Annotated in this window: 26 protein-coding genes; 13 read left to right on the top strand and 13 right to left on the bottom strand. The window is 53.4% G+C overall.

The annotated features are described in order from the left end of the window. Nucleotides 1-3 precede the first annotated feature (3 nt). Entirely contained in the window at nucleotides 4-399 is a 396-nt protein-coding gene (gene pcaC, locus ACN0UH_RS12395; RefSeq protein WP_417662323.1) for a 4-carboxymuconolactone decarboxylase, read from the top strand. 251 nt (nucleotides 400-650) lie between these two features. Here pcaC and ACN0UH_RS12390 read toward each other — a convergent pair whose 3' ends face one another. Then, nucleotides 651-1,895, bottom strand: coding sequence for an OprD family porin (locus ACN0UH_RS12390; protein WP_417662322.1), 1,245 nt, complete (start codon nucleotides 1,893-1,895; stop codon nucleotides 651-653). A 742-nt stretch (nucleotides 1,896-2,637) separates the two neighbouring features. On the opposite strand from ACN0UH_RS12390, the gene quiC reads away from it, so the two are divergent. Together quiC and ACN0UH_RS12380 are read left to right on the top strand one after the other, a co-directional pair. Further along, nucleotides 2,638-4,563 carry a 3-dehydroshikimate dehydratase QuiC gene (quiC, locus tag ACN0UH_RS12385; RefSeq protein WP_417662321.1) on the top strand — a complete coding sequence of 642 codons (1,926 nt, stop codon included), beginning with the start codon at nucleotides 2,638-2,640 and terminating at the stop codon, nucleotides 4,561-4,563. A gap of 124 nt (nucleotides 4,564-4,687) precedes the next feature. Then, nucleotides 4,688-5,356: a TetR family transcriptional regulator gene (locus ACN0UH_RS12380; RefSeq protein WP_417662320.1), complete on the top strand. Its 669-nt coding sequence runs from the start codon at nucleotides 4,688-4,690 to the stop codon at nucleotides 5,354-5,356. Nucleotides 5,357-5,466: 110 nt separating this feature from the next. On the opposite strand, the gene ACN0UH_RS12375 is transcribed toward ACN0UH_RS12380, so the two are convergent. From ACN0UH_RS12375 to aroQ, 5 genes are all read right to left on the bottom strand, one after another. Next, nucleotides 5,467-6,483, bottom strand: coding sequence for a TRAP transporter substrate-binding protein (locus ACN0UH_RS12375; protein WP_417662319.1), 1,017 nt, complete (start codon nucleotides 6,481-6,483; stop codon nucleotides 5,467-5,469). A gap of 56 nt (nucleotides 6,484-6,539) precedes the next feature. Continuing rightward, the gene (locus tag ACN0UH_RS12370) at nucleotides 6,540-7,820 is read right to left on the bottom strand and encodes a TRAP transporter large permease subunit (protein ID WP_417662318.1); all 1,281 of its coding nucleotides are present in this window, start codon (nucleotides 7,818-7,820) and stop codon (nucleotides 6,540-6,542) included. Beyond that, on the bottom strand, nucleotides 7,820-8,344 hold the full coding sequence (locus tag ACN0UH_RS12365; RefSeq protein WP_417662317.1) for a TRAP transporter small permease: 525 nt from the start codon (nucleotides 8,342-8,344) through the stop codon (nucleotides 7,820-7,822). Before ACN0UH_RS12365 ends, ACN0UH_RS12370 begins: the two co-directional genes overlap by 1 nt. Before the next feature lie 75 nt (nucleotides 8,345-8,419). Then, nucleotides 8,420-9,277 (bottom strand): shikimate dehydrogenase, encoded by an 858-nt coding sequence (locus ACN0UH_RS12360; protein WP_417662316.1) that lies wholly within the window; start codon nucleotides 9,275-9,277, stop codon nucleotides 8,420-8,422. 6 nt (nucleotides 9,278-9,283) lie between these two features. Continuing rightward, nucleotides 9,284-9,724: a type II 3-dehydroquinate dehydratase gene (aroQ, locus tag ACN0UH_RS12355; RefSeq protein WP_417662315.1), complete on the bottom strand. Its 441-nt coding sequence runs from the start codon at nucleotides 9,722-9,724 to the stop codon at nucleotides 9,284-9,286. A gap of 481 nt (nucleotides 9,725-10,205) precedes the next feature. On the opposite strand from aroQ, the gene ACN0UH_RS12350 reads away from it, so the two are divergent. The 4 genes from ACN0UH_RS12350 to brnQ all read left to right on the top strand — a co-directional run bounded on the left by ACN0UH_RS12350 (nucleotide 10,206) and on the right by brnQ (nucleotide 14,118). Continuing rightward, nucleotides 10,206-10,415: a hypothetical protein gene (locus tag ACN0UH_RS12350; protein ID WP_417662314.1), complete on the top strand. Its 210-nt coding sequence runs from the start codon at nucleotides 10,206-10,208 to the stop codon at nucleotides 10,413-10,415. Between the two features lie 161 nt (nucleotides 10,416-10,576). Beyond that, nucleotides 10,577-11,722 (top strand): elongation factor P maturation arginine rhamnosyltransferase EarP, encoded by a 1,146-nt coding sequence (gene earP, locus ACN0UH_RS12345; RefSeq protein WP_417662313.1) that lies wholly within the window; start codon nucleotides 10,577-10,579, stop codon nucleotides 11,720-11,722. Between the two features lie 46 nt (nucleotides 11,723-11,768). Next, a complete protein-coding gene (efp, locus tag ACN0UH_RS12340) occupies nucleotides 11,769-12,341 on the top strand; it encodes an elongation factor P (RefSeq protein ID WP_087516591.1) in 573 nt (190 codons plus the stop codon). A gap of 460 nt (nucleotides 12,342-12,801) precedes the next feature. After that, nucleotides 12,802-14,118 carry a branched-chain amino acid transport system II carrier protein gene (brnQ, locus tag ACN0UH_RS12335; protein WP_417662312.1) on the top strand — a complete coding sequence of 439 codons (1,317 nt, stop codon included), beginning with the start codon at nucleotides 12,802-12,804 and terminating at the stop codon, nucleotides 14,116-14,118. Nucleotides 14,119-14,187: 69 nt separating this feature from the next. Here the strand turns inward: brnQ and folE are convergent, their stop codons facing one another. From folE to ACN0UH_RS12315, 4 genes are all read right to left on the bottom strand, one after another. After that, nucleotides 14,188-14,736, bottom strand: coding sequence for a GTP cyclohydrolase I FolE (gene folE / locus ACN0UH_RS12330; RefSeq protein ID WP_417662311.1), 549 nt, complete (start codon nucleotides 14,734-14,736; stop codon nucleotides 14,188-14,190). A gap of 147 nt (nucleotides 14,737-14,883) precedes the next feature. Further along, on the bottom strand, nucleotides 14,884-15,444 hold the full coding sequence (locus tag ACN0UH_RS12325) for a Smr/MutS family protein (protein ID WP_417662310.1): 561 nt from the start codon (nucleotides 15,442-15,444) through the stop codon (nucleotides 14,884-14,886). A 115-nt stretch (nucleotides 15,445-15,559) separates the two neighbouring features. Further along, nucleotides 15,560-15,880 (bottom strand): hypothetical protein, encoded by a 321-nt coding sequence (locus ACN0UH_RS12320; protein WP_417662309.1) that lies wholly within the window; start codon nucleotides 15,878-15,880, stop codon nucleotides 15,560-15,562. Between the two features lie 106 nt (nucleotides 15,881-15,986). Beyond that, nucleotides 15,987-16,586 carry a cysteine hydrolase family protein gene (locus ACN0UH_RS12315; RefSeq protein ID WP_417662308.1) on the bottom strand — a complete coding sequence of 200 codons (600 nt, stop codon included), beginning with the start codon at nucleotides 16,584-16,586 and terminating at the stop codon, nucleotides 15,987-15,989. A gap of 508 nt (nucleotides 16,587-17,094) precedes the next feature. Here ACN0UH_RS12315 and prmB point away from each other — a divergent pair. Continuing rightward, nucleotides 17,095-18,027, top strand: a complete 933-nt coding sequence (prmB, locus tag ACN0UH_RS12310; RefSeq protein ID WP_417662307.1) for a 50S ribosomal protein L3 N(5)-glutamine methyltransferase — start codon at nucleotides 17,095-17,097, stop codon at nucleotides 18,025-18,027. Between the two features lie 31 nt (nucleotides 18,028-18,058). Here prmB and ACN0UH_RS12305 read toward each other — a convergent pair whose 3' ends face one another. After that, nucleotides 18,059-18,847 carry a hypothetical protein gene (locus tag ACN0UH_RS12305; RefSeq protein ID WP_417662306.1) on the bottom strand — a complete coding sequence of 263 codons (789 nt, stop codon included), beginning with the start codon at nucleotides 18,845-18,847 and terminating at the stop codon, nucleotides 18,059-18,061. Nucleotides 18,848-18,931: 84 nt separating this feature from the next. Then, entirely contained in the window at nucleotides 18,932-19,888 is a 957-nt protein-coding gene (locus ACN0UH_RS12300) for an alpha/beta hydrolase (RefSeq protein ID WP_417662456.1), read from the bottom strand. 284 nt (nucleotides 19,889-20,172) lie between these two features. On the opposite strand from ACN0UH_RS12300, the gene aroC reads away from it, so the two are divergent. The 5 genes from aroC (at nucleotide 20,173) to mtnC (ending at nucleotide 24,570) form a co-directional block, all read left to right on the top strand. Then, nucleotides 20,173-21,264 carry a chorismate synthase gene (gene aroC / locus ACN0UH_RS12295; protein WP_417662305.1) on the top strand — a complete coding sequence of 364 codons (1,092 nt, stop codon included), beginning with the start codon at nucleotides 20,173-20,175 and terminating at the stop codon, nucleotides 21,262-21,264. 92 nt (nucleotides 21,265-21,356) lie between these two features. Continuing rightward, entirely contained in the window at nucleotides 21,357-22,508 is a 1,152-nt protein-coding gene (locus ACN0UH_RS12290; RefSeq protein WP_417662304.1) for an MFS transporter, read from the top strand. A gap of 59 nt (nucleotides 22,509-22,567) precedes the next feature. Beyond that, the gene (locus tag ACN0UH_RS12285; RefSeq protein WP_417662455.1) at nucleotides 22,568-23,182 is read left to right on the top strand and encodes a methylthioribulose 1-phosphate dehydratase; all 615 of its coding nucleotides are present in this window, start codon (nucleotides 22,568-22,570) and stop codon (nucleotides 23,180-23,182) included. A gap of 57 nt (nucleotides 23,183-23,239) precedes the next feature. Then, nucleotides 23,240-23,785: a 1,2-dihydroxy-3-keto-5-methylthiopentene dioxygenase gene (locus tag ACN0UH_RS12280; RefSeq protein WP_417662303.1), complete on the top strand. Its 546-nt coding sequence runs from the start codon at nucleotides 23,240-23,242 to the stop codon at nucleotides 23,783-23,785. Nucleotides 23,786-23,886: 101 nt separating this feature from the next. Beyond that, complete coding sequence (mtnC, locus tag ACN0UH_RS12275; protein WP_417662302.1) at nucleotides 23,887-24,570, top strand: acireductone synthase; 684 nt, start codon at nucleotides 23,887-23,889, stop codon at nucleotides 24,568-24,570. Between the two features lie 52 nt (nucleotides 24,571-24,622). On the opposite strand, the gene ACN0UH_RS12270 is transcribed toward mtnC, so the two are convergent. Beyond that, the coding region (locus ACN0UH_RS12270) for an HlyD family efflux transporter periplasmic adaptor subunit (RefSeq protein WP_417662301.1) at nucleotides 24,623-26,547 on the bottom strand (1,925 nt) is incomplete at its 5' end.

Here is a 26,547-nt window from a genome sequence, read left to right as displayed (position 1 = left end):
ACGATGGACGAAAAACAACGCTATGAAGCAGGCATGCAGGTGCGTCGCGCGGTTCTGGGTGACGCTCATGTTGATCGCAGCCTGGAAAAAATGACGCCCTTTAATCAAGAGTTCCAGGAGATGATTACCCGTCATGCTTGGGGTGATATCTGGACCCGTCCCGGCCTGCCGCGCCACACTCGCAGCCTGATTACCATTGCAATGCTGATTGGCATGAATCGCGAAGGCGAGCTAAAACTGCACCTCAAGGCTGCGAAAAACAACGGCGTGACCCGTGACGAGATCAAGGAAGTGCTGATGCAGAGCGCGATCTATTGCGGGATTCCTGCCGCCAATGCCACCTTCCATCTGGCGGAAGAGGTGTGGGACGAGATGGGTGTCGAGTCGCTGCAAGACTAAGATTACGCGCTTAAATTCAGCTTGCCGCAAATACCGATCAAACAAAGCCAGCGATGAGTGCTGGCTTTGTTATTTGTGCGGTACCGCGATCAGTAAAAGCCGTTGAACTTTAGCGATCCCATTGCGGTGCAAAGTCCGGGTTTACCACGCGTAGGTTCTTCGGCAGTTGAGCAAGCAGGGTGAAGCGTTGAAAATACCGGGCTGTTACCAATGAGCAGCCCGGCTGGAGCGCAAAGTTTCTCAGCGGCTCCTTAGAGGATGTCCAGCGGATAGTTAATGATAATCCGGTTCTCATCCATGTCGCGCTGGGCGAAGTCCTGACGCAGGGTTGAGTTGCGCCATTTCATGTTCAGTGCTTTAAGCGCACCGCTTTGAATTGTGTAGGCCAACTCGGTTTCGCGGCCCCATTCCTTGCCGTCGTTGGTGGTCGCGGTGTGTACATTGTCACCGCTGATGTAACGGTTCATCAGGGTCAGGCCCGGTATGCCCAGCCCGGCGAAGTTGAAATCATGGCGCACTTGCCACGAACGTTCCTGGGCGTTGTCGTAGCTGTTGTTGAAGCTGTCGTTGGCCAGGGTGCCGCCGCTGGTGCCGTTGACGCGCATCCAGTTGTTGTCGCCCGTGAGCTTTTGCAGACCGACATAGAAGGTGTTGCTGGCGTATCTGGCCGAGAACAGTCCTGAAATGGTTTTGTTATCAAGGTCGCCGGCCAGTGCGCTGCCGTCCTCTTTGCCAATGAAGTAACCAATGTTTGCGCCAAGCACCCAGTTGCCCACTGGCTGGCTGTGTTGCAGGTTGAAATACTGTTGTTGGTAAACATCTTCCAACTCGGCGTACCAAACACCCACTTGGGTGCGTTTGTCATTGAATGCATAGTCGCCGCCAGCAAAGTTGAAGCGGTCGGAAAACGCGCCGCCGTAGCTCATGTCATCCATGCTCGCGCTGTCACGTGGGCTGTTCTGGCGGAACTGGCCGCCGTAGAGATTTAAACCATCAATTTCTTTGGACGTCAGCTGCGCGCCTTCGAATGTTTGCGGCAGTGAGCGGCCGTCGTCGGAGCGCAGTATCGGCAGCACAGGCATCCATTCACCCACCTTCAATTCAGTGTTGGAAATCTTCGCCTTGGCAGCAACAGCCACACGGCCGAAGTCGTCCGATGGACCGTCTGGGTGAACAGGCAGCAGCGCCGTGCCGTCTGTGCCATTACCGCCATCGAGCTTGATTGCCAGCATGCCCAAGGCGTCGAGGCCGAAGCCCACCGTGCCTTCAGTGAAGCCGGACTGTGCGTTAAGAATGAATGCTTGGGTCCATTCTTCGGCATAGTTTTGCGGTGCGTTGGAGTCGACGAAATTGCGGTTGATATAGAAGTTGCGCAAGGTGGTGGAAACCTTGGCGTCCTCAACAAAGCCCGCCGCATGGGAAAGCAGGGGCAAGCTGGCACTGGATACGGCAATTGCCAGTGTTGCAGGCACAATGCGTAGGCGATTAGCAGTCATGTTTATTTCCTTGTTTTATTGTTTTGGGTGCGCATGCATGGGCTCATGTGAAAGACGAGCGCAGTTAAGCCACTTCGCTGAGTGAACAGCGCAAGGTGGATTGCTTTGCTTGATTTAAATTGCGTGCGCGAGCGGCTTAATAGCAGTCGCAGCGCCAGGCATCTGAGTTTGCCTGCGCGTCAGGGGCATGCGCCTTGTAAGGTATGGTTGCGGCTAAAACGGGTATCAGTGCAAAGGCTGTTGTGCACTTTGGGAGTACTGTGCAGACACACTGTAGTGCTAGGGGATTTCAACATGGCAATGAACCTTTATTTGTATTTATTGGCACATCGGTGAAGACGGCAGTCGCGAGACACGCACTTCATTGAGGGTTTGATAGTGGAAGTTCATTCCCAATAGCGCAATTCGTTTAGGTCTGTTTTGTTCGTTAATCGAACGGATAATTAACTATTCGGTACATTTTATTTGTTGAAGCCATCATTTTGATTGGTTTACAGGTCGATATTTGTGCGTTTCGCTCACTTTCAGGTGAGTAAAGCCATATGCCAGTTTTGCCTGTTTTTGGGTGTTCGATAATCGAACATAAAGGTAACTGTTTAGTACAAAATGTTTGCGGTCTACCGCATAAGCTCGAATACTCCATGTACCCTGATCCGTATCTGCTCGACAGCGAGCCCTCTGCGGGTACATCAATACATGTCGCGGCAGGTTCGGCGGCGCCAATAAAAACAGGAGTTTGAGCATGCAACGTTCGATTGCCACCGTGTCTTTGAGCGGCACTCTGCCAGAAAAGCTTGAAGCGATTGCCGCCGCCGGTTTTGACGGCGTGGAGATCTTCGAAAACGACTTGCTTTACTACGCAGGCAGTCCGCGCGACGTGCGCCAAATGTGCGCCGATTTAGGTATCGCCATCACCTTGTTTCAACCGTTTCGTGACTTTGAGGGCTGTCGCCGTGAACGCTTGCAGCGCAATCTAGACCGGGCTGAACGCAAGTTTGATCTGATGCAAGAATTGGGTACCGACCTGGTGCTGGTGTGCAGCAACGTTGCGGCTGACTCATTAGGTGATGAACAAATTCTGGTCGATGACCTCAGTCAACTGGCTGAGCGTGCGGGTGCTCGTGACCTGCGCATCGGTTACGAAGCGCTGGCTTGGGGTCGGCACGTCAGCACTTACCAGCAAGTCTGGAATATCGTGCGGCAGGCCGATCATCCGGCACTTGGTGTGCTGCTCGACAGTTTTCACACCCTGTCCCTTAAGGGTGATCCTGCTGCGATTGCAGATATTCCCGGCGATAAGATTTTCTTTGTGCAGATGGCTGATGCGCCGATTCTGGCCATGGATGTTTTGGAGTGGAGCCGCCACTTCCGCTGTTTCCCGGGGCAGGGCGAGTTCGATCTGGCGGGGTTTCTCGCACCTATTCTACGTACTGGCTATCGCGGCCCGTTGTCTCTTGAAATCTTCAATGATGGCTTTCGCGCGGCACCGCCACGGGCCAATGCTGCTGATGGTTTACGCTCACTGCTGTATCTGGAAGAGAAGACCCGCGATTTGCTCGAAAAGCAGGCCCGTGAACTGGAACAAACAGCGCAGCCAAGCCTTGATCTGTTGTTTGATCCTCCCGCCGCCAGTCAATACGATGGCGTGGAGTTTCTTGAGTTTGCCGTCGACAGTGATCAGGGCAGCAAACTGGGCAATTGGCTTGAACGCCTGGGCTTTGCTCGTGCAGGTCGGCATCGTTCAAAAGATGTCAGCCTGATGCGTCAGGGCGATATCAATATCGTGCTCAATGCCGAGCCTTACTCCTTTGCCCATGGCTTTTTCGAAGCCCATGGTCCATCGCTCTGCGCGACAGCCCTGCGAGTGCGTAATGCTAGCGATGCATTGGAGCGTGCGCGCCAGTTCAAGGGTCAGCCTTACCGCGGGTTAGTCGGGCCGAACGAGCGTGAGATCCCTGCGGTGCGTGCCCCGGATGGAAGTCTGATCTACCTGCTCGACAAGTCACCTGCAGGTGCGACCATCTATGACAGCGATTTTATCGTCGACCCGCAGGCTGAGGCGACTGGTAACCTACAACGTATCGATCACATGGCGTTGGCTCTGCCAGCCGATAACCTCGACAGCTGGGTGCTGTTTTACAAGAGCGTATTCGACTTTGAAGCGGATGATGAAGTTGTGCTGCCCGACCCCTATGGCCTGGTCAAAAGCCGCGCCTTGCGCAGTCGTAACGGGAGTGTGCGTCTGCCGCTGAACATCTCGGAGAATCGTAACACTGCGATTTCTCATGCGTTATCCAGCTATCGCGGCTCTGGCGTACACCACATCGCGTTCTCTTGCGAAGACTTGTTCACCGAGATCAATCGCGCCAAGGATGCAGGCGTGCCGCTTCTTGATATTCCACTGAATTACTACGATGACTTAGCTGCGCGCTTTGATTTCGATGATGAGTTTCTCAGCGAGCTGGCTTATTACAACGTGCTTTATGATCGCGACGCCCAAGGTGGCGAGCTATTCCATGTGTATACCGAACCCTTTGAAGGGCGATTCTTCTTCGAACTGTTGCAGCGTAAAAACGGTTATGTCGGTTATGGTGCAGCTAACGTTGCGGTACGGCTTGCTGCCATGGCCAAGGCGCGCAGCGGAGTGAGTGGGAAAAAACGGTTGTAGTGAAACGCGGCATGCAGGCTAACTTCTGAGCCCGGCACCTTGTTAGAACCTGAGGTACCGGGCTTTATTCGTTTGGCCGACACGATCATAATCACGTTTAATCAATGTAAGCGATCAGCCAATTATGACTACAACAACAGGGCTTGCCGACGCTGTTGAAGACGCGCCGCGTAAAAGCCGTAAGAACAACCCAGAGAAAACCCGCGAGAATATTCTCCAGGCAGCTATTACTGAGTTTGTTCAATTTGGTCTGTCTGGCGCGCGAGTGGATGCAATTGCTGAGCGCACACACACCTCCAAACGCATGATTTATTACTACTTCGGTAGCAAGGAACAGCTCTATCAGGCGGTGCTAGAGAAGCTCTACGGCGATATTCGCTCTACCGAACAGAACCTGCATTTGGGGGAGTTGGGGCCAGTCGAGGCAATTCGCCGTCTAGTTGAGTTCACCTTTGATCACCATGACCGAAACGTTGATTTCGTGCGCATCGTCAGTATCGAGAACATCAACTTTGGTCAGTACGTTGGGCAGTCAGAAACTATCCGCACAGAGAGCAGCCATGTACTCAAGTCACTCGGTGAGATTTTAGATCGCGGCGCTGACGTCGGGCTTTTCCGTAAGGGGCTTGATCCGGTTGACGTGCACATGTTGATCAGCTCATTTAGTTTTTATCGGGTTTCCAACCGCCATACCTTTGGCGCAATCTTCCAGATTGATCTGCCCAGCGAAGAAGTCAAACAGCGCCATAAACGCATGATTTGCGAATCTGTATTAGGGTTTTTGCAACGCTGAAAAATAGCGGCGCATAAAAAAGCGGCCTGATGGCCGCTTTTTTTAAGGTCTGTTGCGCTGATTGTTGAAATCAGGCAGCGCCGGAACGCTAACAGACCTTAATGCATGGCTTAGTTGCTGGCGCGGGCTTGCTCAACTGAGTCATACATGGCTTTGACCAAGGCTGGGTCCATGTCTTTCGAGAATTGTTCGATGACTGGTTTGACCTTCTCACGAAAGCGATCCATCTCTTCAGGGGTCACGGTGTTGGCCTGCATGTCTTTCGACAGCTCTGCAAATGCCTCATCCTGAGCCGCAGCTGTGATTTGGCGCTGGTAAGCCGTGGCTTCCTTCGCTGCATCAACAATCACCGCTTGTTCTTCTGCATTCAGCTTGGCCCAGCTCTTCTCACCGATGATGAAGGACTGTGGATTGTAGATGTGCTGAGTGACCGACAGGTACTTCTGCACTTCATTGAACTTGTTGCCCTTGATTACCGTGAACGGGTTTTCCTGACCATCAACAGTGCGCTGCTCAAGGCCTGTGTAGACTTCAGGGAAAGGCATCGGCACTGGGTTTGCACCCAATGCTTTGAAGGTTTCAAGGTAGATTGGAGACTGGATCACGCGGATTTTCAGGCCAGCCATATCTTCCCACTTTGCCACTGGCTGCTTGCTGTTGGTCAGGTTGCGAAAACCTAGATCCCAGTAACCGAGGGTTTTCAGGCCTTTGCCTTCCAAGCGCTTGGAAAGTTCTTGGCCGACTGGACCGTCGATCACCGCTTGAGCCTCGTCAGTGCTGTTGAATAGGAACGGAAAGTCGAGCAGGGCGTACTCTGGAACCTGCGCCGCAAGAATGCCCGAATTGAGTACGGTCATGTCCAGCGTTGCACCTTGCAGGGCAGAAACAGTCTGCAAGTCACCACCGAGCACGCCACCGGCAAACAGGCGAATCTTCATCTTGCCGTCGCTTTTCTTTTTGACCAAGTCAGCGAACTTTTGTGCGCCTTGACCTTGCGGGTGGTCCTTCACGTTCTGGAAAGCAAAACGCAAGGTGTGCTCACCAATCTCGGCATGGGCAGACAGGCTGTTGAGTAGCAGGCCGGCCAGGCAGGCCGAGGTCAGCAGTGGTTTAAACCAGTTGTTCATTGTTAGGCACTCCATCGTTATTGTTTGAGTTACGGGGTTTGCAGTGAATCAAGCGTTCAACCGGAGAAAAACTTCAACGGCCCCAGAACCAGTTGGGGGAACAGAACTAGAAGAATCAGGACGATTACCTGTGCCAGCAGGAACGGCCAGACGCCTCGGGTAATTTCGTCGATGCGCAATTTGGCTACACCGCAGACAACGTTGAGCACGGTGCCCACTGGTGGGGTGATTAGACCAATCGAGGTGTTGACCAGGAACAGCACGCCAAAGTAAACAGGGTCAATGCCCGCCTGTTTCATCACCGGCATCAACACTGGGGTTAAAATCAGGATCGACGGAGTCATGTCCATGACCATGCCGACCAGAATAATCAGGAGCATGACCATCAGCAGGAGCAGGGTTGGGGAGTCGAGGAATGGCTCGAGCAGATCGGTCAATTGGCCGGGCAGGTCTGCGATAGTTACCAGCCATGACGAAACCATGGCCGCCGCGACCAGTAACATCACTACTGATGTGGTTTTTGCGGCGGATAGTACGACCTCAAACAACTGGCTTACTTTCAGTTCGCGGTAGATCACCAGTGACACGAACAGGGCGTAAACCGCTGCAACCACCGCCGCCTCTGTTGGTGTGAAAATACCGAACTTGAGGCCGACAATAATGATGATCGGCAGCCCAATGGCCCAGCTTCCGTCAAGTAAGGTTTTGATTACCTCGCGACGGCTGCGCTTGGGTGGGACTTCCACGTTCTCGCTGCGCGATACAAACCACCAGGCAACAGCCAAGGCGGCGCCGAGCATGATGCCCGGCACGATCCCGGCGAGAAACAGCTTGGAGATCGACACTCCAGAGGCAACGCCAAAAACGATAAAGCCAATGCTAGGCGGAATAATTGGCGCAATGATACCGCCGGAAGCAATCAGCCCTGCTGCACGTTCACGGTTGTGCCCAGCTTGCACCATCATCGGCACAAGCAGTGCCGCCAGCGCAGCTGCGTCGGCAACGGCTGAACCAGACAATGAAGCCAGCAAGCAGGACGCAATAATTGCTACATAACCGAGGCCGCCGCGCTTGTGGCCGACCAGAGCCATTGCAATGTTGACGATACGTTTGGACAAACCGCCAGCGTTCATGATTTCGCCAGCCAGCATGAAAAAAGGTACAGCCAGCAATGGGAAGCTATCGGCGCCGTTAAGCAGGTTCTGCGCGATGATTTGTGCATCGAACAGATCCAGCTGCCACATCAGCGCGACGCTGACCATGAGCAGGGCAAAGGCGATCGGAATGCCTAGCGCCATGGTGCCAAGCAGGGTGCCAAGAAAAAGAGCCAGAGTCATTAGTTGGCCCTCTCACTGGTTGGTAGATGTGTGGATTCGATCTCAGGCTTGCCTTGCGGTAGCTGGCCGCGCAGAGCCAGTACAAAATCGCGGGCGATGATCGGAATTGCAGTCAATCCGAACAGCACACCGACGCCGTAAAACCAAGCCATCGACAGGCCGGAGGCGGGCGCTGCGACATCCAGGTTGATCTGTGCTTGCTGCCAGCTGCCACTGAGTATCAGCCAGGCGATGAACAGCATCATCAGATGGCCGAGAGCGAGACACATGTTGCGCCCCGCCGGAGGCATTTTCTTGATAACCAGATCAAGGCCGAGATGGCCGCGCTCGTGCAAGGCAACCAGGGCGCCGAGAAACACCATCAGCACGAACAGCCAGCGCGACAGTTCTTCAGAAATCGTGATGCCGGAATTGAAGGCATAACGCATGACGACGTTGCCAAATACCATCACCACCATGCTCAGCATGCACAGGACGATAATCAGTTTCAGCAGGCTAAAGTACAGGTTGACGATTCTTGTCATTTTGACCTCGCAAGGCTCGCCAGTGTGCAGCGCAACTGGGGCCATTCTTATTGTTGAACGCTAGGCACTGATTGCTCAGGTCATGGCGTTAAAATGTTCCTGCATACGCTGTGCATCGGCTTTCACACCGCTAAACAATTCAAATGCTTTGACTGCCTGAAACACGGCCATTGTGCTGCCATCCAGCGTGCGGCAACCCAGCGCACGGGCTTCACGCAACAGCTCGGTTTCAAGTGGGAAATAGACAATTTCAGCGACCCACAAATCGGATCGCAATAAAGCCTTGGGTACAGGCATACCCGGCAATTTGAGCATGCCCATTGGTGTGGTGTTGACCAGCCCATTGGCGTTTTGCATCGCATCTGGCAAATCGACACCCGCATGAGCACGGTTGCCAGAAAAGTTCTGGTTTAAGTTGTCGGCAAGACTTTGCGCCCGGCTTTGATCGACATCAAAGATGTTCAGCTTTTGCACGCCTTCACTCAACAATGCATGAGCGACTGCCGCTCCGGCGCCACCGGCGCCCATCTGCACAACCTGAGCACGGGCAACATCACCCAAGCCCCGGCGAAAACCTTCAGCAAAGCCCAAACAGTCAGTGTTGTGGCCGATCCGCTTGCCATCGGTAAATACAACTGTATTGACCGCACCTATACCGCGCGCTTCAGGTGAAAGCTCATCGAGCAGTGGGATAACCGCTTGCTTGCACGGAAAGGTAATGTTGAGGCCCGTGAAACCGGTGTTCTGCGCCGCATTGATAAGTTCGGGCAGGGCGTTTATATCCAGTTTCAAGGCGTCGAGATCAATTAGCCGATACAGGCAACGAACGCCTTGCGCATCAGCTTCATGCTCGTGCAAAGCGGGTGTGCGCGAGGCTTGAATACCTGCGCCTATCAGGCCAGCAAGGACACCGGGAGTATTAAGAGACGGCATTAGGGGTTAGTCCTGCAGAATATGGGCGAAGTGTTCTATAGCCAAGCGGTAGCCATTGCTGCCGAGGCCACAAATCACTCCAACAGCGATTGCTGAAACAAATGAGTGGTGACGAAACGCTTCGCGCTTGTGCACGTTGGACAGATGCACTTCGATCACCGGGACTTCGCTTGCGACTAACGCATCGCGAATGGCAGCGGAAGTGTGGGTCCAGGCGGCAGGGTTGATGACAATTCCGGCGCAACGGCCACGCGCCTCATGTATCCAGGTAATCAGCTCGCCTTCGTGGTTGGTCTGCTTGAACTCAGTCTCAAGGCCGTGTCGTTCAGCGTTCTGGCGACAAAGTTCGGCGATATCGGCCAACGTTTCGTGGCCATAGGTTGCAGGCTCGCGTGTTCCGAGCATGTTCAGGTTCGGCCCGTTAAGGACCAAAATGGTGCGAGGCATTTAAAGGTACTCCACTTTTATTTTTGTGTTTCTGAGTACTAAGCCCAGAACGCTTGAGGAGAAAATGTACCAACCAGTTAGTTTGGTCAACTAGCTTATTAGCTAAGATATAAATACCCAAGCAAGACTTTGCCTCTATTAATATCGGTTAACTGATTGTTTATTAATGATTTATTGGATTTATTTGAGCTTGAGTTAGCATCTGCTGCTATGAAGTAAAGCGTTCGTTTATCGATCAAAATTGCTTGTTGTGATCGTTTTTCGTCTGGAATCGGAAGCTCAAGCTCTGATCAATGCTTGGATGTGGCATTCGCTGGAGGGTGGCATGAAGCCTGGTGTGGAGCGGTGGTTGCAGTCTTGCTCATTCGAACGTTACAACCCAAAGCATGCTTTCTATAGATAACGACTATCAATTCGACTGATTTCTCCTCGCCGAGCTGCTGGCATATCGTTTGTCTCAAGCAAAGTTCTGGAGGCGACCATGTCACACATCAATATCATGTCAGTAGTCGGCAGTGCAGTACCGGCGGCGTTACGGGCCGCAGGATCTATAGCCTGCTGGTATGTAGTAATTGATGGCGTGCAAAAGTCAGGACCTTTCACATCCCTTGATGCTGCCATTGCCAACCAGTCTGTGTGGGAATTTGAGCTGCTCATGCGTCATAAGGACCTCCAGTCATTTGCTGCTTAATTTTTTAGTACAGCCATAGTTTTGCTGTTCCGTTTTACCCCTTGTGTTGCTCCTCCCTTTACCCGCCTTCATGGCGGGTTTTCTTTGTCCGCTATTAATTTGCGATCTATGGCGTGTCGAGGATGTAGCGACCGACGCTGCGCGCTAAACTTGCGCATCAAATGCCAGCGGTGCCTGTTGTGAAGTGGGATATTTTCTGCAGTGTGGTCGATAACTTCGGCGATATCGGGGTGACTTGGCGGTTAGCCAAGCAACTGGTCGCTGAGCATGATCAGAGCGTGCGCCTGTGGGTCGATGATGTCAGTGCCTTTGCACGGATTTGCCCGGCGGCTGATGCACAGCTTGATCATCAAGTGCAGCAGGGCGTGGATGTTTACGCCTGGCATGCGCAATGGTCAGCCATTGAGCCGGGTGATGTGGTGATAGAAGGCTTTGCCTGTCACTTGCCGGATACCTATGTAGCGGCAATGGCTGCGCGTGCGCGCAAGCCGCTATGGTTGAATCTGGAATATCTGAGTGCTGAGGGCTGGGTCGCTGGCTGCCACGGATTGCCGTCAATGCAATCCAATGGCTTGCAGAAATACTTCTTTTTTCCTGGGTTTACTGCGGACACCGGCGGCCTATTGCGTGAGGCAGCGCTGGTTCCTGAACGCCAAGCGTTCCAGGCGGATGCAGCAGCAGGGGGCAATTTTCTGCGTGGGCTCGGTGTAGAGCCGATCGCTGGTGCGCGCCTTATCTCCTTATTCGCTTACGAGAACAAGGCGCTACATAGCTGGTTGGATGCGTTGTCGGCACTGCCGCAAACCACGCAACTGTTGGTGCCTGAAGGGCGAATTCTGGGCGATGTTCAAGCTTGGCTTGGCGATGGAAAGCTGTTAGCTGGTGATTGTCAGGTACGCGGCAAACTGCAAATCAACGTGCTGCCATTCCTTGAGCAAAGCCAATACGACCGCTTGTTGTGGAGTTGTGATTTTAATGCGGTGCGCGGTGAGGATTCATTCTTACGTGCTCAGTGGGCCGGGCGGCCAATGCTTTGGCATATCTATCCGCAAGAGGAGGGCGCTCATTGGGACAAGCTCAATGCGTTCCTGAAACTTTATACTGAAGGTTTATCTGCACCTGCTAGAGAAGCGCTAATTTCACTGTGGCGAGACTGGAATAGTAGACAGTCGATGACTAAAAGCTGGTCTTTCTGGCTGGAAAACGCTGACGAGCTGACCATTCATGCAGAAAAATGGTGTCTAGAACAGGCTTCTTGTGCAGATCTTGCTGCTGCGCTGGTGCAGTTTCAGCAAAATTGGATATGATACGCCACCTAGAATTCTGTAACTCCATTCATATCCGGATATTAGTATGAAAACCGCACAAGAAATGAAGCCCAACAGTGTGGCTCTGATCGACGGCCAACCTTGGCTCATCCAGAAAGCCGAGTTCACCAAATCCGGTCGTAACAGCGCCATCGTTAAAATGAAGCTGCGCAACCTGCTTACCGGATCTTCGACAGAAACCGTTTACAAAGCTGACGACAAGCTTGAGCCTGTGATCCTCGACCGTGTTGACGTAACTTACTCGTATTACAGCGAGCCTAACTACGTGTTCATGGACGAAGAGTTCAACCAGTACGAGTTGAACAAAGAAGACCTGGAAAGCGTAATGCCTTACATCGTTGACGGCATGACTGACGTTTGCGAAGCGGTCTTCTTCGAAGGCAAAGTGGTATCGGTTGATCTGCCAACAACTATCGTTCGTCAAATCACTTACACCGAAGGCTCCGCTCGCGGCGACACTTCTGGCAAAGTGATGAAGCCTGCCAAACTGAGCAACGGCACTGAAGTCAAAGTTGCTGACTTCTGCGAGATCGACGACTGGATCGAAATCGACACCCGTACTGGCGAATACAAGTCGCGCGCTAAAGCTCCAGTCTGATCTGAGCTTTAAGCCGTCGTGAAACCTGGCACATGTCATGTGCCGGGTTGATGAGATGGTCATCCCGACACCCTGCGAAGGCTCCGCTTTCGCAGGGTGTTTTTGTTTGCAAAGCATGCTCGTGTGCGGCATAACAGCTGGCTGTTATCGACTTCAGCAAGCATGCGGCCAGAACACGCCGGGTCGAGAGTTGTTTCGCAACAAGTGTTCCCCTCAGCACCAGTGGCACGCTTAATCTGTAGTCGATGCGACACGAAGTTGTTGCGCTTCGACACCCGGACCTGTGTCAATGCCGTTTAAAGGGCAAGTTCGTTAATATTGTAAGGATTAATCGGTCAAGGCTTTTACAAGAGGCCATCGACCACCTTAGTGGTTGTGCTTAACCTGCACGGCGACGTTTCCCCCGATCCTTCGGGAAACCCTCGGAACTCATTATTTTCTGCATGTGGTATTCCCTTCTATGACTCGTTTAAAAGGCTCGGATCTCCTGGCCCTTGGTTTTATGACGTTTGCGCTTTTTCTAGGCGCAGGCAACATCATCTTCCCGCCGAGCGCTGGTATGGCGGCAGGCGACAACATGGGTATGGCGGCGTTTGGCTTCTTGCTTACGGGTGTCGGTCTGCCCCTGCTAACCATCGTTGCACTGGCCCGGGTTGGTGGCGGCATGGCGCTGCTCACTGCGCCACTGGGCAAGGCTGCGGGCATTGCCTTTGCGGTTGCGGTTTATCTGGCTATTGGCCCGCTGTTCGCAACCCCGCGTACCGCAGTGGTTTCGTTTGAGATGGGCGTGGCGCCGTTCACCGGTGAAGGCGGCACACCGCTGCTGATATATACCTTGGCGTATTTTGCGGCGGTGATGTTCTTGTCGCTCAATCCTGGCCGGTTGGTCGATCGAATCGGTAAGTTCATCACCCCTGTCTTGTTGGCTGCCTTGTTGGTGCTTGGCGGCGCGGCATTACTGGTGCCAGCAGGTGAGATCGGTCAAAGCACTGCGCAATATCAGTCCGCACCCTTTGTGCAGGGTTTCTTGCAGGGTTATCTGACCATGGACACCTTGGGAGCCTTGGTCTTCGGCATTGTTATCGCCATGGCGATTCGTGATCGTGGCGTGACAGATAGTAAGCTGGTCACTCGCTACTCGATCATTGCTGGATTGATTGCCGCAACGGGGCTGTCACTGGTGTATCTGGCTTTGTTCTACCTCGGTGCGACTAGCCAGGGTATTGCCGGTGAGGCGCAGAACGGCGTGCAGATTCTCACTGCATATGTGCAGCACACCTTTGGCACGACCGGAAGCCTGCTGCTTGCCGTGGTGATTACCTTGGCCTGTCTGACCACTGCGGTTGGCTTACTGACTGCTTGCGGTGAGTTCTTCAGCGAGTTGTTGCCGGTACTGCCGTATCGTGTGGTGGTGTTGGTGCTGGGTGTATTCAGTTTGTTGGTAGCGAATCAGGGGCTGACTCAGTTGATTAGCCTGTCGGTACCGGTCTTGGTTGGGTTGTACCCGCTGGCCATCGTGCTGATTTGCTTAAGCCTGCTTGATCGTTTCTGGCTATCTCCACGCCGGGTGTTTATCCCTGTGATGTCGATTGCATTTATTTTCGGTTTTGAAGCTGCGTTGTCAGCCGCTGGTTTTAAAAACCTGGTGCCGAGTTTCTTCTCGACGCTACCGCTTTCTGAGCAGAGCTTAGGCTGGGTGTTGCCAGTATTGGCAACGCTGCTGCTGGCAGTGATCGTTGACCGCATTGCAGGGCGTAGCGCTGCTGTAGCTGTCTAGGCGTCGGCCTGATGCTAAAAAGCCGCCCATGAGGCGGCTTTTTATTGCGGTTTTGTTGTCAGTCTCGACTCAATTATTGATGAGGCTGAGGAACTCACTGCGTGTTGCTGCGTTTTCGCGGAATTCGCCGAGCATCACTGACGTGACCATTGAGGAGTTTTGTTTCTCAACACCGCGCATCATCATGCACATATGCTGGGCTTCGATGACCACCGCAACACCGAGCGCGCCTGTGACTTGCTGAATGGCTTCGGCAATCTGGCGGCTGAGGTTTTCCTGAATCTGTAAGCGGCGTGCGTACATATCAACGATGCGCGCAATTTTCGACAGGCCCAAGACTTTTCCGCTTGGGATATACGCCACGTGTGCTTTGCCGATAAACGGCAGCAGGTGGTGCTCGCACAACGAATAGAGTTCGATGTTCTTGACCAGTACCATTTCACTGGCATCAGAGCTGAACAGTGCGCCGTTGGTAACTTCTTCCAGTGTTTGCTGGTAGCCGCGGCAGAGGTACTGCATGGCTTTTGCAGCACGTTTAGGGGTGTCGAGCAGGCCTTCGCGGGAAACATCTTCGCCAAGCTGACCGAGAATCTGGGTGTAGTTCTGTTCCAGGGACATGGATCTTCCTGTTGGGACTAACAAATATGCACAGACGCGCAGGGTAGGGTGCTGATTGCCGACTGGCAAGCGCGGCGTACGCCAAGCTGATACAGATTTAACGTCAACGGGTAATACCGCTGGCTAATCTTACAGATTATGGCGCATTTATTCCTCGTCGCGGCCATCCATCATCGTGCGCTTGAGCACTACGTAAACAGCTCCTGTACCGCCATGCTTGGGCTGGCAAGAGGTGAAGCCGAGAACCTGCGGATGCTGACGAAGCCAGGTGTTTACGTGGCTTTTGATCATGGGCTTGCGGCCGTCGACGCGCACAGCTTTACCGTGGGTCACGCGCACGCAGCGTACTTCGAGCTTGCAGGCCTCAGCTAGGAACTCCCACAAGATGTCCCGGGCTTTCTCAACGCTCATGCCGTGTAGATCCAAGCTGCCATCGAATGCAATCTGACCAAGCTTCAGCTTGCGCATCTGGCTTTCCTGCATGCCGTTTGCCGCCCAGTAAAGCGGGTCCTCGGGGCCGACATCGATCACGAATTGGTCCGACAAACCATCAACCTTGGTTGTGTTTGCGCGCACTGTAGCGTTCTGGCGTAGCGTGGCCAGCTTGGATTTATCGAGCTTGGGCTTTCCGGTATCGGCGCGATCATGCTTGATCGGTCTTACGCCTTTAAGTTGAGCCTGAAATAATGAAAAGTCATCGTCTTGCATTGTGGCCTCCACACTGGCCACTAGTGTAACCAAGGCAGCTACATTCCTGCTGCCTTCATGTGTGTTGAATGGTTAAAAATATGAAGTGCTTAGTCAGGTGCGACTGAATTAAGGATTACTTGCGCTTTTTCATCAGGTGGCGAGACATGCTCAAATCGCCAGAGCCGCGTAATCGGCGGCGACAGGTACGCCAGAGCGAAATACCAAGCCACAGCAACAGCAAGCCAATAACGATTAGTACTGCAGAGCCAGCAGGTGAACCATTCAGGCTGTCCAGCGCCTGCGGTCGGCCGAGTAGGGTGGCTGCTCCAGCCATGGCGAGGAGTACTCCAGCCGCGGCAAACAACGCGGCTAGCGCTAAGGCGAAACGCATCCGCCAGTTTCCCGGTTCTCGTGGACGCAGGCGACGGGCGTTGAAACCATCGGATTGCTTCATTCCGATTTCCTTTTGGGTATCGGCGTGTGACAGGCACAGGTTCTAGTGGTTCAGAACTTTAGCTGGATGGACTGTATCAAAATCTATTGCTGCTACTTGCCTCTCATTAGCTCAGTAAGGCGCTTGCATCTGCAACCACGGCTGCAAAGTTGTCAGCGAGTGCAATCATTTCAACGCGGTGCATCTCGGCGCCGCTAATCACTTGGCCATCAAGGGTCGGCAAGTCCCGTGTAGCACAGGCAGCATCAACCATGGTGCAGCGGTAACCATAATCTTTGGTGGCGCGTACTGTACTGCTGACGCTGGAGTGGGTCATGAAGCCGCAGACAATTAAGTCCAGTCGCCCCAGCGCTTGCAGGCGTTCATGCAGTTCGGTACCTGAGAATGCGTTTGGCAGGCGCTTTTCAATAATCGGCTCACCTGCCAATGGAGCAAGCTCAGGAATGTGGTTGCCGCGCGGGCCGCGTGGATCCAGGACGCCGTCAGGAATACCTAAATGCTTAACGTGCACGATGGGGGTGCCAATGGCCCGTGCTGCGTCGAGTAGCTTGGCGATCTGCGCCACCGCCTGCTCGACTTGCGGTAATTTCAGTACACCGCTGCGATACTCTTCTTGGGTGTCAATAACCAGCAGAGTCGCGGTCTTCAAGGTGGCAGGGGCATGGCTACGGCCAGTTAGCTGCAGTAGCGTTTGGGGGTGCGACATTAAAAGGCTCCTTGTTGACTCTAACGGCAACATTCATTGTCTGCCAGTCTGATGCTGCTGTGAACCTCTTACTGCATTAACGGTTGAATGCAGCCGCAAAGTTCAGTCGCTTGGTCAGGTCTGGAGACTGGAATTGTTGGACAGTTTGCTGCTTGTAAATGGTTGTGGTGCACAGCTAATGACACACTTTGTGATCAGCTTTGTGCATCTGTATTGGGGCGAATAATGGCAGTAAGCCAGCCCAAAAAGCCAGTGCTCAGCCCGCACAATTGCCTGATCACTCAGATTTCTGTTGCTGTTTTGTTGTTGATTAAAAAATATGAGCTGTTCGAGCCAGCTATCCAGCTTTAATGGGCACATACACATGCCTTCAGGCACGGGGCGATTCTTATACTGAATTTTGGCCAAGGTTGCATTAGTGGCACTGTTATTAATTGCCTTAGGCTGCGTTCGCAGTGCCTTGCTATGTACTGTTAAACTGGCGCTTCATTTTTAAAGGAGAGAGTGTGTGACTGACGTTTGCGCTGCCCAACCTACTCGTCTACGGACAATTCGTGACTACATTCGCCGGGCTGTGTCTCGTTTTCAGTCCGAAGAGCTGTTTTTTGGGCACGGTGCTGATAACGCTTGGGATGAGGCGCGTCAGTTGGTGCTGGGGGCTTTGCATCTGCCTTACGAAATTGCCGACAGCTATCTTGATTGCCGTCTTGAAGATGAAGAGCATGCGCTCCTGCAACAGCTACTAACTCGGCGTATTGACGAGCGTGTTCCTACTGCGTATTTGCTTGGTGAAGCATGGTTTTGTGGCTTGCCTTTCCTGGTTGATGAGCGGGTTTTGGTGCCGCGCTCACCGATTGCGGAATTGATCAATAATCGATTCAATCCTTGGCTTGCAGGCGAGCCCACACGAATCCTTGATCTGTGCACCGGCTCCGGCTGCATCGGTATTGCCTGTGCTTATGAGTTTCTTGAGGCAGAAGTGATATTGGGCGATCTGTCGTTCGAGGCACTTGAAGTCGCCAATCAGAACATCGAGCGGCATGGTATCGAAGACCGGGTATTCACCGTGCAGGGTGATGGCTTTGATGGTTTACCGGGCCAGCGCTTCGATTTGATTGTTTCCAACCCGCCTTATGTCGATGCAGAAGACTTTGCCGACATGCCTGATGAGTACAAGCACGAGCCTGCTTTGGGCCTGGCTTGCGGCAATGACGGTTTGGATCTGGTGCGACGTATGTTGGCCGAGGCGGCTGATCACCTGAACGAGAAAGGATTACTGATTGTTGAGGTCGGTAACAGCCAGGTTCACGTTGAGGCACTTTACCCAGAAGTCGACTTCACTTGGCTGGATTTCCAGCAAGGTGGTCACGGCGTGTTCTTGTTGCCTGAAAAGCTTTGCCGCGAACATCAGCAATTGTTCCGCTCGCGCTTAAATGCCTGAGCGTTGAGCGGGCCCGGAGATTGGGGGCCGACTAATGCGTTGCGATCCAAATCAATAGGCCTGCCTGAAACACGCTAAAGGTTACCAGGCAGGCGATGGTAAAGCGCAAGCTACCATCTTCGCGTTTGTACTGCGCGGCCCGTTCATCCATTTTCCGTAGCTTGGTTTCTTGTTCGTTGAGCGCTTGATCAGCGCGTTGCAGCATTGCGGCTGCTTCAAGCGTTTCGACTATTTGTACCTTTTCACTGTGCCAGTCGCTATGCAAAACGCTGACGCGTGCAGCGCTATAGCTCGCTTTTAGCTGAAGCGGGTCTTGGTATTCAATGGTGAAACCTTGGGTTTGTAAGAAATGGTCGCGGCGGGCACGGGCGTCATCCGTTGGCGCATATTTGATGGGTAATGCACCGCCCTCGACCAAATAGTGGGCGCAATGTTGTTTTGCCCAGGCAATACCTTGAGCAACTAGAAAACGGCCTAATCCACGATTGATCGGTTCTAGATGCAAGCCTTTATCAGGGCCGAAGCGCAGTTCACGAGCACGATGATCAATCCATACTTCCAGCGTATTGATGTGTTTGCGCACCGCTTGATCGGGCAGGGTGATCGTCAGGCGTAGCATGCTCAGTTGCGGGCTATGTCGTTCAACTCGACCTAATTGCACAAAACGTAGCGGCCGCGCGCCGGTATGGCGATCGACCGGCTGGGCGGTGAGCCTTAGCAGGCGAAAGTGTTCAGCCTTCAGTTCAGTCCAAGGGTGAACTTTTTCCTCTGGCTCAATTGTTGCCCCTTCAGTGGGCTCTGCCGGGTTTGCAGTGGTCATCTGTGGCGATCCTGTGCGCTGGTCTGTTCTAAGCGTTGCGCTTGCTCAGGAGTTATCGGCTAGTTTGTAGGAAACTGGAGGGGATCAGCTACGAATGTTCTGAATAAAGTCGGTTATCTGTTCGGTCAGCATGCGCGCCAAGGGCAATTTGGGGTTGTTGTACGAGGCCAATTGCGCTTTCAAATTGAGGGGGACAATGCGCATCGCATGATTCATGCCTTCAATCAGTGCTAGCTGCGCATCAGGCTTCGCCTCTTTGAGCATCAGCGCGTCTGCGACATCAACCTGAATGTCATGATTACCTTGAAGAATCAGTGCTGGTATCTGTAACCGAGAAAATGCCTGCGATGGATCTTGCTGGAACAGGCTAATCAAGTAAGGTTGAACGGCTGGGCGAAACAGCACCTGCATATCGTCAGGAATGTTATCGATGGTGTAGCCAGCTTTCAGTGCATCGAGAATTTGCATGCTGATTGCCAGCTGCTTGGGCGGCAGGCGGTGGCTGAGTTGCTCGCGCAGCACTTGGTCGATTGGTCGGGCACTGCCTGCAATTGAAATCAATGCATCTGCCTCAGCATCCGGAGCGGCCAAGCTGGCAATCAATGCGCCTTCGCTGTGGCCAATCAATACCAGCTTATTGAAGCGTTTATCGGCTTTCAGTTGGCGGCTCCAGCCCACGGCATCTTCAACATAGCGTTCAACACTGAGGTTACGCTCATCGGGAGTAGCGGGTTGACTCTTGGCTACGCCGCGCTTGTCGTAGCGCAGGCTGGCTATTCCGTGCTTGGCCAGCGCGTAGGCAAGCTTGCGCAAGCCGTCATTATTACCGCCACCTGGGTTGTTGCCGTCACGATCGGTCGGCCCAGAACCTGCGATTAGCAGGGCGACAGGTATCGCCTCGTTGCTTTGCGGGGTAACCAAGGTGCCAAATAATTCGCCCTGACTGGTTTGCAAGCTGACAGGACGCTGGGATATAGGCGTCGGTGCTGCATGGGCAAGGCCCGCTAATAGAGGAAGCATCAAGAGAACAATTCGCAGCATGTTGAGGGCACTGTCTAGTAAGGTTGGGATATAAGGGCTGGCGTGACTGTTAAGTGCTTTAAGCAAGATCGATGAGGGCATCTTGGTATCAGCGAACTATTCGACGCGTATTATGCAACAAGGTTCGAGGATGAAGTGTCGCACCTGTGCAGGTATACTTGCGCGCTTCATTAATGTCCTGCTTGCCATGATAGACGTTCAGTGCCTCAGGCTTACCGCTGGCATTGTCGCGACCAGATTCATGGTGCGGTGCAAGGTTAATAATATCGCGGAGCGTTTTGCACATGTCCGGCAATACCTACGGCAAGCTGTTCACCGTCACCAGCGCAGGCGAAAGCCACGGCCCAGCACTGGTTGCTATTGTTGATGGCTGCCCTCCGGGGCTTGAGCTTTCGCTCGAAGACATGCAGCGCGACCTTGACCGGCGCAAGCCTGGCACTAGCCGCCATACGACTCAGCGTCAGGAAGACGATGTCGTCGAAATCCTGTCTGGGGTTTTTGAAGGCAAAACTACTGGCTGTTCGATTGGCTTGTTGATTCGCAATACTGATCAGAAGTCTAAAGACTACTCCGCGATCAAGGATGTGTTCCGTCCGGCGCACGCGGACTACAGCTACCATCATAAGTACGGCCTGCGCGATTATCGTGGCGGTGGTCGTAGTTCGGCACGTGAGACGGCAATGCGAGTTGCTGCCGGAGCTATCGCCAAGAAGTTTTTGGCGACTCAAGGCATTGTGGTTAGGGGCTATATGAGCCAACTCGGGCCTATCCCGATTGCGTTCAAGTCTTGGGACAGCGTTGAGCAAAATGCATTCTTTTGCCCTGACCCAGACAAAGTTCCTGAGCTTGAAGCCTATATGGACCAGCTGCGCCGTGATCAAGACTCCGTGGGAGCAAAGATCACCGTCGTCGCAGAAGGTGTCATGCCGGGCTTGGGTGAACCGATTTTTGACCGTTTGGACGCTGAGCTCGCACATGCGTTGATGAGCATCAACGCGGTTAAAGGGGTTGAGATTGGCGCAGGTTTCGACAGCGTTGCCCAGCGTGGTACAGAGCACCGTGATGAGCTGACGCCTGAAGGATTCCTCAGCAATAATGCCGGCGGTATTCTTGGCGGTATTTCTTCGGGGCAGCCAATCATTGCGCATCTGGCGCTTAAGCCGACATCCAGCATCACCACGCCGGGGCGCTCGATTGATATCAATGGCAATGCTGTCGAGATGATCACCAAAGGCCGTCACGACCCTTGTGTCGGTATCCGTGCAACCCCGATTGCCGAAGCGATGATGGCCTTGGTTCTTATGGATCACCTATTGCGTCACCGTGGTCAAAATGCAAATGTCCAAGTCGCAACGCCGGTCTTGCCGCAGCTGTGAAACCCGTTGTCTACCGGCTTGAGTCAGGTGTTGCAGCAACCCAACGCCTGACTCAATCAAGTGGCTGGCTAATCGCCTTGGCACAGCGCTAAATGTCGACTGCATTGCCGTATTGGCGGTTGTCCGGGTTTTACTTCTTCTACTTTTCGCTGCTCGGTGCTACGGCACCGTTTTTGGCCTTGTATTTTGACCACCTGGGTTTTGCGCCCGCGCGAATAGGTGAACTGATCGCGATCCCCATGTTGATGCGCTGCGTTGCACCAAATATTTGGGGCTGGTTGGGCGACTACACTGGTCAGCGCTTGGCAATTGTGCGATTCGGCGCGGTTGCGACGTTGTTTTGTTTTAGCGGTATTTTGCTCGATAAAAGCTACGTTTGGTTGGCGCTGATCATGGGCCTGCATGCTTTTTTCTGGCATGCCGTGCTGCCTCAATTCGAGGTCATCACCCTTGCGCACTTGCGTGAGCAAACTGCGCGCTACAGCCAGATTCGGCTGTGGGGCAGTATCGGATTTATCGTGGCGGTGGTGGGGCTGGGACAGCTATTTGAGTGGGTCAGTCTCGATGCGTATCCGTGGGCATTGATCTTGGTCATGAGCGGTATCGTTTTGAGCAGTTTCTGGGTGCCTAATGCGCAGCCGCAAAACCGTCCGCATAATCCTGCTGATGGCGGCTTTATCAAGCAACTGCAGCGGCCCGGCATCGCGGCGTTTTACCTCTGCGTTTGCCTGATGCAGCTGAGTAATGGCCCGTATTACACCTTTCTGAGCTTGCACTTGGAAAACCACGGTTATAGCCGTGGCGCAATCGGCGTGTTATGGGCGCTCGGTGTGCTCGCTGAAATTATTCTGTTTATGTTTATGGCTAAACTGCTGGTGCGCTTTTCATTGCGTAAAGTATTGCTGGCCAGTTTTCTGATCACCGCTGTACGTTGGTTGTTGCTGGGGAATTTTGCCGACCAATTGTGGTTGTTGCTGATTGCCCAGCTAATGCACGCAGCGACTTTTGGCAGCTTTCATGCTGCGGCGATCCATTTTGTACAGCGTAGTTTTGCTGATCGACAGCAAGGTCAGGGCCAGTCATTTTATGCAGCGACCGCTGGCATCGGCGGCGCATTGGGCGCACTTTACGCAGGCTACAGTTGGAATACTTTAGGCGCGGCGTGGACCTTTTCGCTCGCCAGCCTGGCAGTACTTGCTGCTGCCATCATCATCGCCACTCGTTTGCAGGAGGATCGGCCGTGAGCCTTGATCAGCAACCAGAGCCACAGCAACCAGCGCCACAGCAGCCCGAACATCATCACTTGAGCCGCGAGCACCTGACCCAGCAAATTATTGATGCTGGACGTTTTCTCTATGGCAAAGGCTGGTCGCCAGCGACCAGCAGTAATTATTCAGCACGTTTATCTGATGACAAGGCGCTGCTGACCGTGTCGGGACGGCACAAAGGCGAGCTGGGTTTCAATGACGTGCTGGCCACAGATCTTGAGGGTAATAGCCTCGAGGAAGGTAAGAAACCTTCCGCTGAAACGCTGCTGCATACCCAGCTGTATAAGTGGCGCAAGGATATCGGTGCAGTGCTGCATACTCATTCGGTGGGTGCCACGGTACTTACGCGTATTACCGAAGGTGACAGCCTGCAATTTGAAGATTATGAGTTGCAGAAGGCCTTCACAGGTGTAAGCACTCATGAGTCAGTAGTAACGGTGCCAATTTTTGATAATGATCAGGATATAGCGCGTCTGGCAAGCAAGGTTCAGCCTTGGCTTGAGGCCCATCCGGGCTGTGTTGGTTACCTGATCCGTGGCCATGGCTTGTATACCTGGGGCGCACAAATGAGTGATGCTCTGCGCCAAATTGAAGCCCTTGAGTTTTTGTTTGAGTGCGAACTACGACTGCGCACTCTGCAACAGAATTAATTCATTGCAGGGCTGACGCACAATTATTGCCCTGAAGACGTACAAGGAACTCAGATTATGAGCATGCTCAGTGTTTATCACGAGTCGTCCCCCGAACTGCCGAACAAAGTACTGACCCACCTTGAAGACATCGCCAGCACGCTCGATAGCGTCGGCGTGCGCTTTGAGCGTTGGCAGGCGAGCGCGCCAATTACTGCGGGTGCCAGTTCTGAAGAGGTCATAGCGGCGTACCGTAGCCAGATCGATCAACTCATGACCGAGCGCGGTTATGTCACGGTCGATGTCGTCAGCCTCACTGCAGATCACCCACAAAAGGCTGAGCTACGCGCCAAGTTTCTCGACGAGCATCGCCATGCTGAAGATGAAGTGCGTTTTTTTGTTGCAGGACGCGGGCTGTTCACCTTGCACATAGAGGATTGGGTCTATGCCGTTCTGTGCGAGAAAAATGATCTGATCTCAGTTCCCGCGGGCACGCGTCATTGGTTTGATATGGGGGAGCACCCCCACTTTGTCGCGATCCGTATGTTCAACAATCCTGAAGGTTGGGTGGCGCAATTCACTGGCGATGACATCGCCAGCAATTTCCCTGGTTTGGACGACTAAATCGGTTGCTGCGTCTTAAGTCTCACGCAGCAACTGGACATGATTTATTTCGCTCAACAGGCTAAGCCCAGCCTTTGGTTGTTGGCGTATTAGGAGCAAGCATGCCAATCAAAGCAATTCTCACCGATATCGAAGGCACAACCAGCGCCGTTAGTTTTGTCTTCGATGTGCTGTTCCCTTTTGCCGCAAAGCATCTGCCAGATTTCGTTGTACAGCATGCGCAAGACCCGGCTGTTGCCGAGCAATTACAGGCTGTGCGGGTCGAGGCGGGAGAGGTCGATGCTGACACGGTTCGTGTGATCGATATTCTGCTTGAGTGGATTGCTGCTGATCGCAAGGCAACCCCGTTAAAAGCCTTGCAAGGCATGGTTTGGGCGCAGGGCTATGCCAGCGGTCAGCTCAAGGGGCATGTTTATTCCGACGCCGTTGAAGCACTACGCCGCTGGCATCAGGCCGGTTATGCCTTATACGTCTATTCATCGGGTTCGATTCAGGCCCAGCAGCTGATCTTTGGTTGTTCCGAGGCGGGGGATTTGCGCCCGTTGTTCAGTGGCTATTTTGACACAACTTCCGGGCTGAAGCGTGAGGTAGGCTCGTACCAGAACATCACTCGGGCGATTGGGTTGCCAGCCGATGAAATCGTTTTTCTGTCTGATATTGTTGAAGAGCTCGACGCTGCACAGCAAGCCGGTATGCAAACTATTGGTTTAGCGCGCGAGGGCGGTGAGCTGCTCGGCCATGAAACGGTTGCCAGTTTCGCGGTGATTGATCTCGACCGCTTTTAATTCAGGCGCTTAATTTCAGAAGCATTACGCGCGTGAGCGGATCTTCGCGGCTTTAAAAACCGCTTTCGCGCAGCAATACTGCAAACAGGTGGGTGACACCTTCTGCAAGTAAGCTACGTTTGGCGCCTTCGACTTGGATATCACCCAAGGTTTCACGCTGGCCGTTTGGAGCTTGGTCTAACTGAATCAATACATGAAACAGTGACTCGGTCGGTGTCAGATCATTACTGTTCTGTTGGGTGCTCAGCGGGCCACCAAAGCGTGAGGCGAGCATGGGGCTGGCTAGCTGATTGCTGCGCGTGCTGCCGATGGCGATTACCTTGCCCGATACAGGGGTTGGTTGCCCTTTGGCATAGAAGCGCACAGCATCGCCAACACTCAGGCGATGCACCTCATCCTGCTCGACATAACCATCGGCCTGCCAGCGGTCCGTCGCGATCAATACGCCGATGGGTTCTTTGTTGCTGATCCATTGACCTGCTTTCCAATCCGGATTGACATCCAGCCATTCGCCCTCGAAAGGCGCTTTTAATACCAGTCGGTCGATCTCCGATTGTGCCGAGCGCGCTTGCTCGTATTCTACCCAGAGCCTTTGCCGGGTGGCTGCTTGCAGGCTTAAGCCTGAGCTGTCAGCTTGCAGGCCGGTAAGCTGATTCTCAATGTTGCGCATGCTGCTTTCACTTTGGCGCAGCTTGGAGGTGATGTCTGGCTGATCGAGAACGGCCAGTTGGTCACCGGCACTGACTTTTCCTTTGGGGTGGATTTGCTGAATGTATGCCGGGTATGGCGAAAACACCTGCAACTGTTGTTCCGCACGCGCGACGCCATGGATATGAATCTGCGAATGCCAAGGTAATGCCAAGAGAAGAGTGATAGCTGCAAGGATTGAAACGAATATGTAGCGTCGCCCTTGAGGCACTTCGCTGCGGTTTTGCCACCAATGTTTTAATTCTCGCCAGACCGGCATAAAGATGAACCATGAAAGCTCTACGATGAATAGGAAGATGCCCAGCAGTTTGAAAAACAGCAAGTAGACCGCAACTGCAATCCCTAGAAACAGAATCACCCGGTACAACCAGGTCGCGAAAGCAAAGGCAATTAAAGCGCGGCGCCTGCTAGTGCTGAAGGGCTCGGGCCAAGGTTCATCCAGACCCAATATGCTGCGCCGCAAAAAGATCCGTGCTTGTGCCGATGAGCGCTCATGTAAATTGGGGAAGTCGAGGATATCCGAGAGGATGAAGTAGCCGTCAAAGCGCATAAACGGACTGACGTTCAGCGCAAGGGAAAGGATCCACCCCGTGGTCGCCAGATAAAGCAAGCCATTACGTAGCGGCCCTGGATCGCACAGCGCCCAACCCAATGTGGCGAGCCCGGCCAGTGACAACTCTGTGATGATCCCGGCGCTGGCGATCGCTAGGCGTTGACGAGACTTGCCGAGGCGCCAGCTTTCCCCTGTATCGGTATAAAGCATCGGCCATAACACCACGAATGCGACGCCCATATGGGCGACACGCAAGCCCAGTCGCGTTGCAACCAGTGCGTGGCCCATCTCGTGAAGGCTTTTACCGACGATCAAGGCCATTGCGAAACCGAGCAGGCCTTCCATTGAGAACGACTCGACCACATCGTGAGTAAAGGTGTCCCACTGGTGCATGACCAATACGATGCCGGTCAGGCTGAGGAGTAAAATTGCCAGCCCTGTTTGGGCACTGAACAGCCAGCCGAGTGCGTGGTTAAGCCTGCTTAAATGGCGTTGCGGCCTGAGCAGCGGTATACGAAAGAATAGATAGTGATGCAGCCACCATTTCCAACTCAGGCCTTTGTTGCCTTCGCTGCGTTTGCTGAGGCGGTCTGTGGCTTGCATGTTTGGGCGCAGGAGCTGGTTTTGCTCAAGAAACTGGCTGAACTCCAGCACTTGATCCGGATCAGGTTGCAGAGCGGTTTCGCGGGCTATTTGCGAACTGATCTGCTTCGGTG

The organism is Pseudomonas sp., assembly GCF_048265905.1.
Classification (GTDB): Bacteria; Pseudomonadota; Gammaproteobacteria; order Pseudomonadales; family Pseudomonadaceae; genus Aquipseudomonas.
The sequence above is the reverse complement of the archived record's forward strand: the minus strand, read 5'-3'. Positions and strand labels throughout refer to the sequence as shown.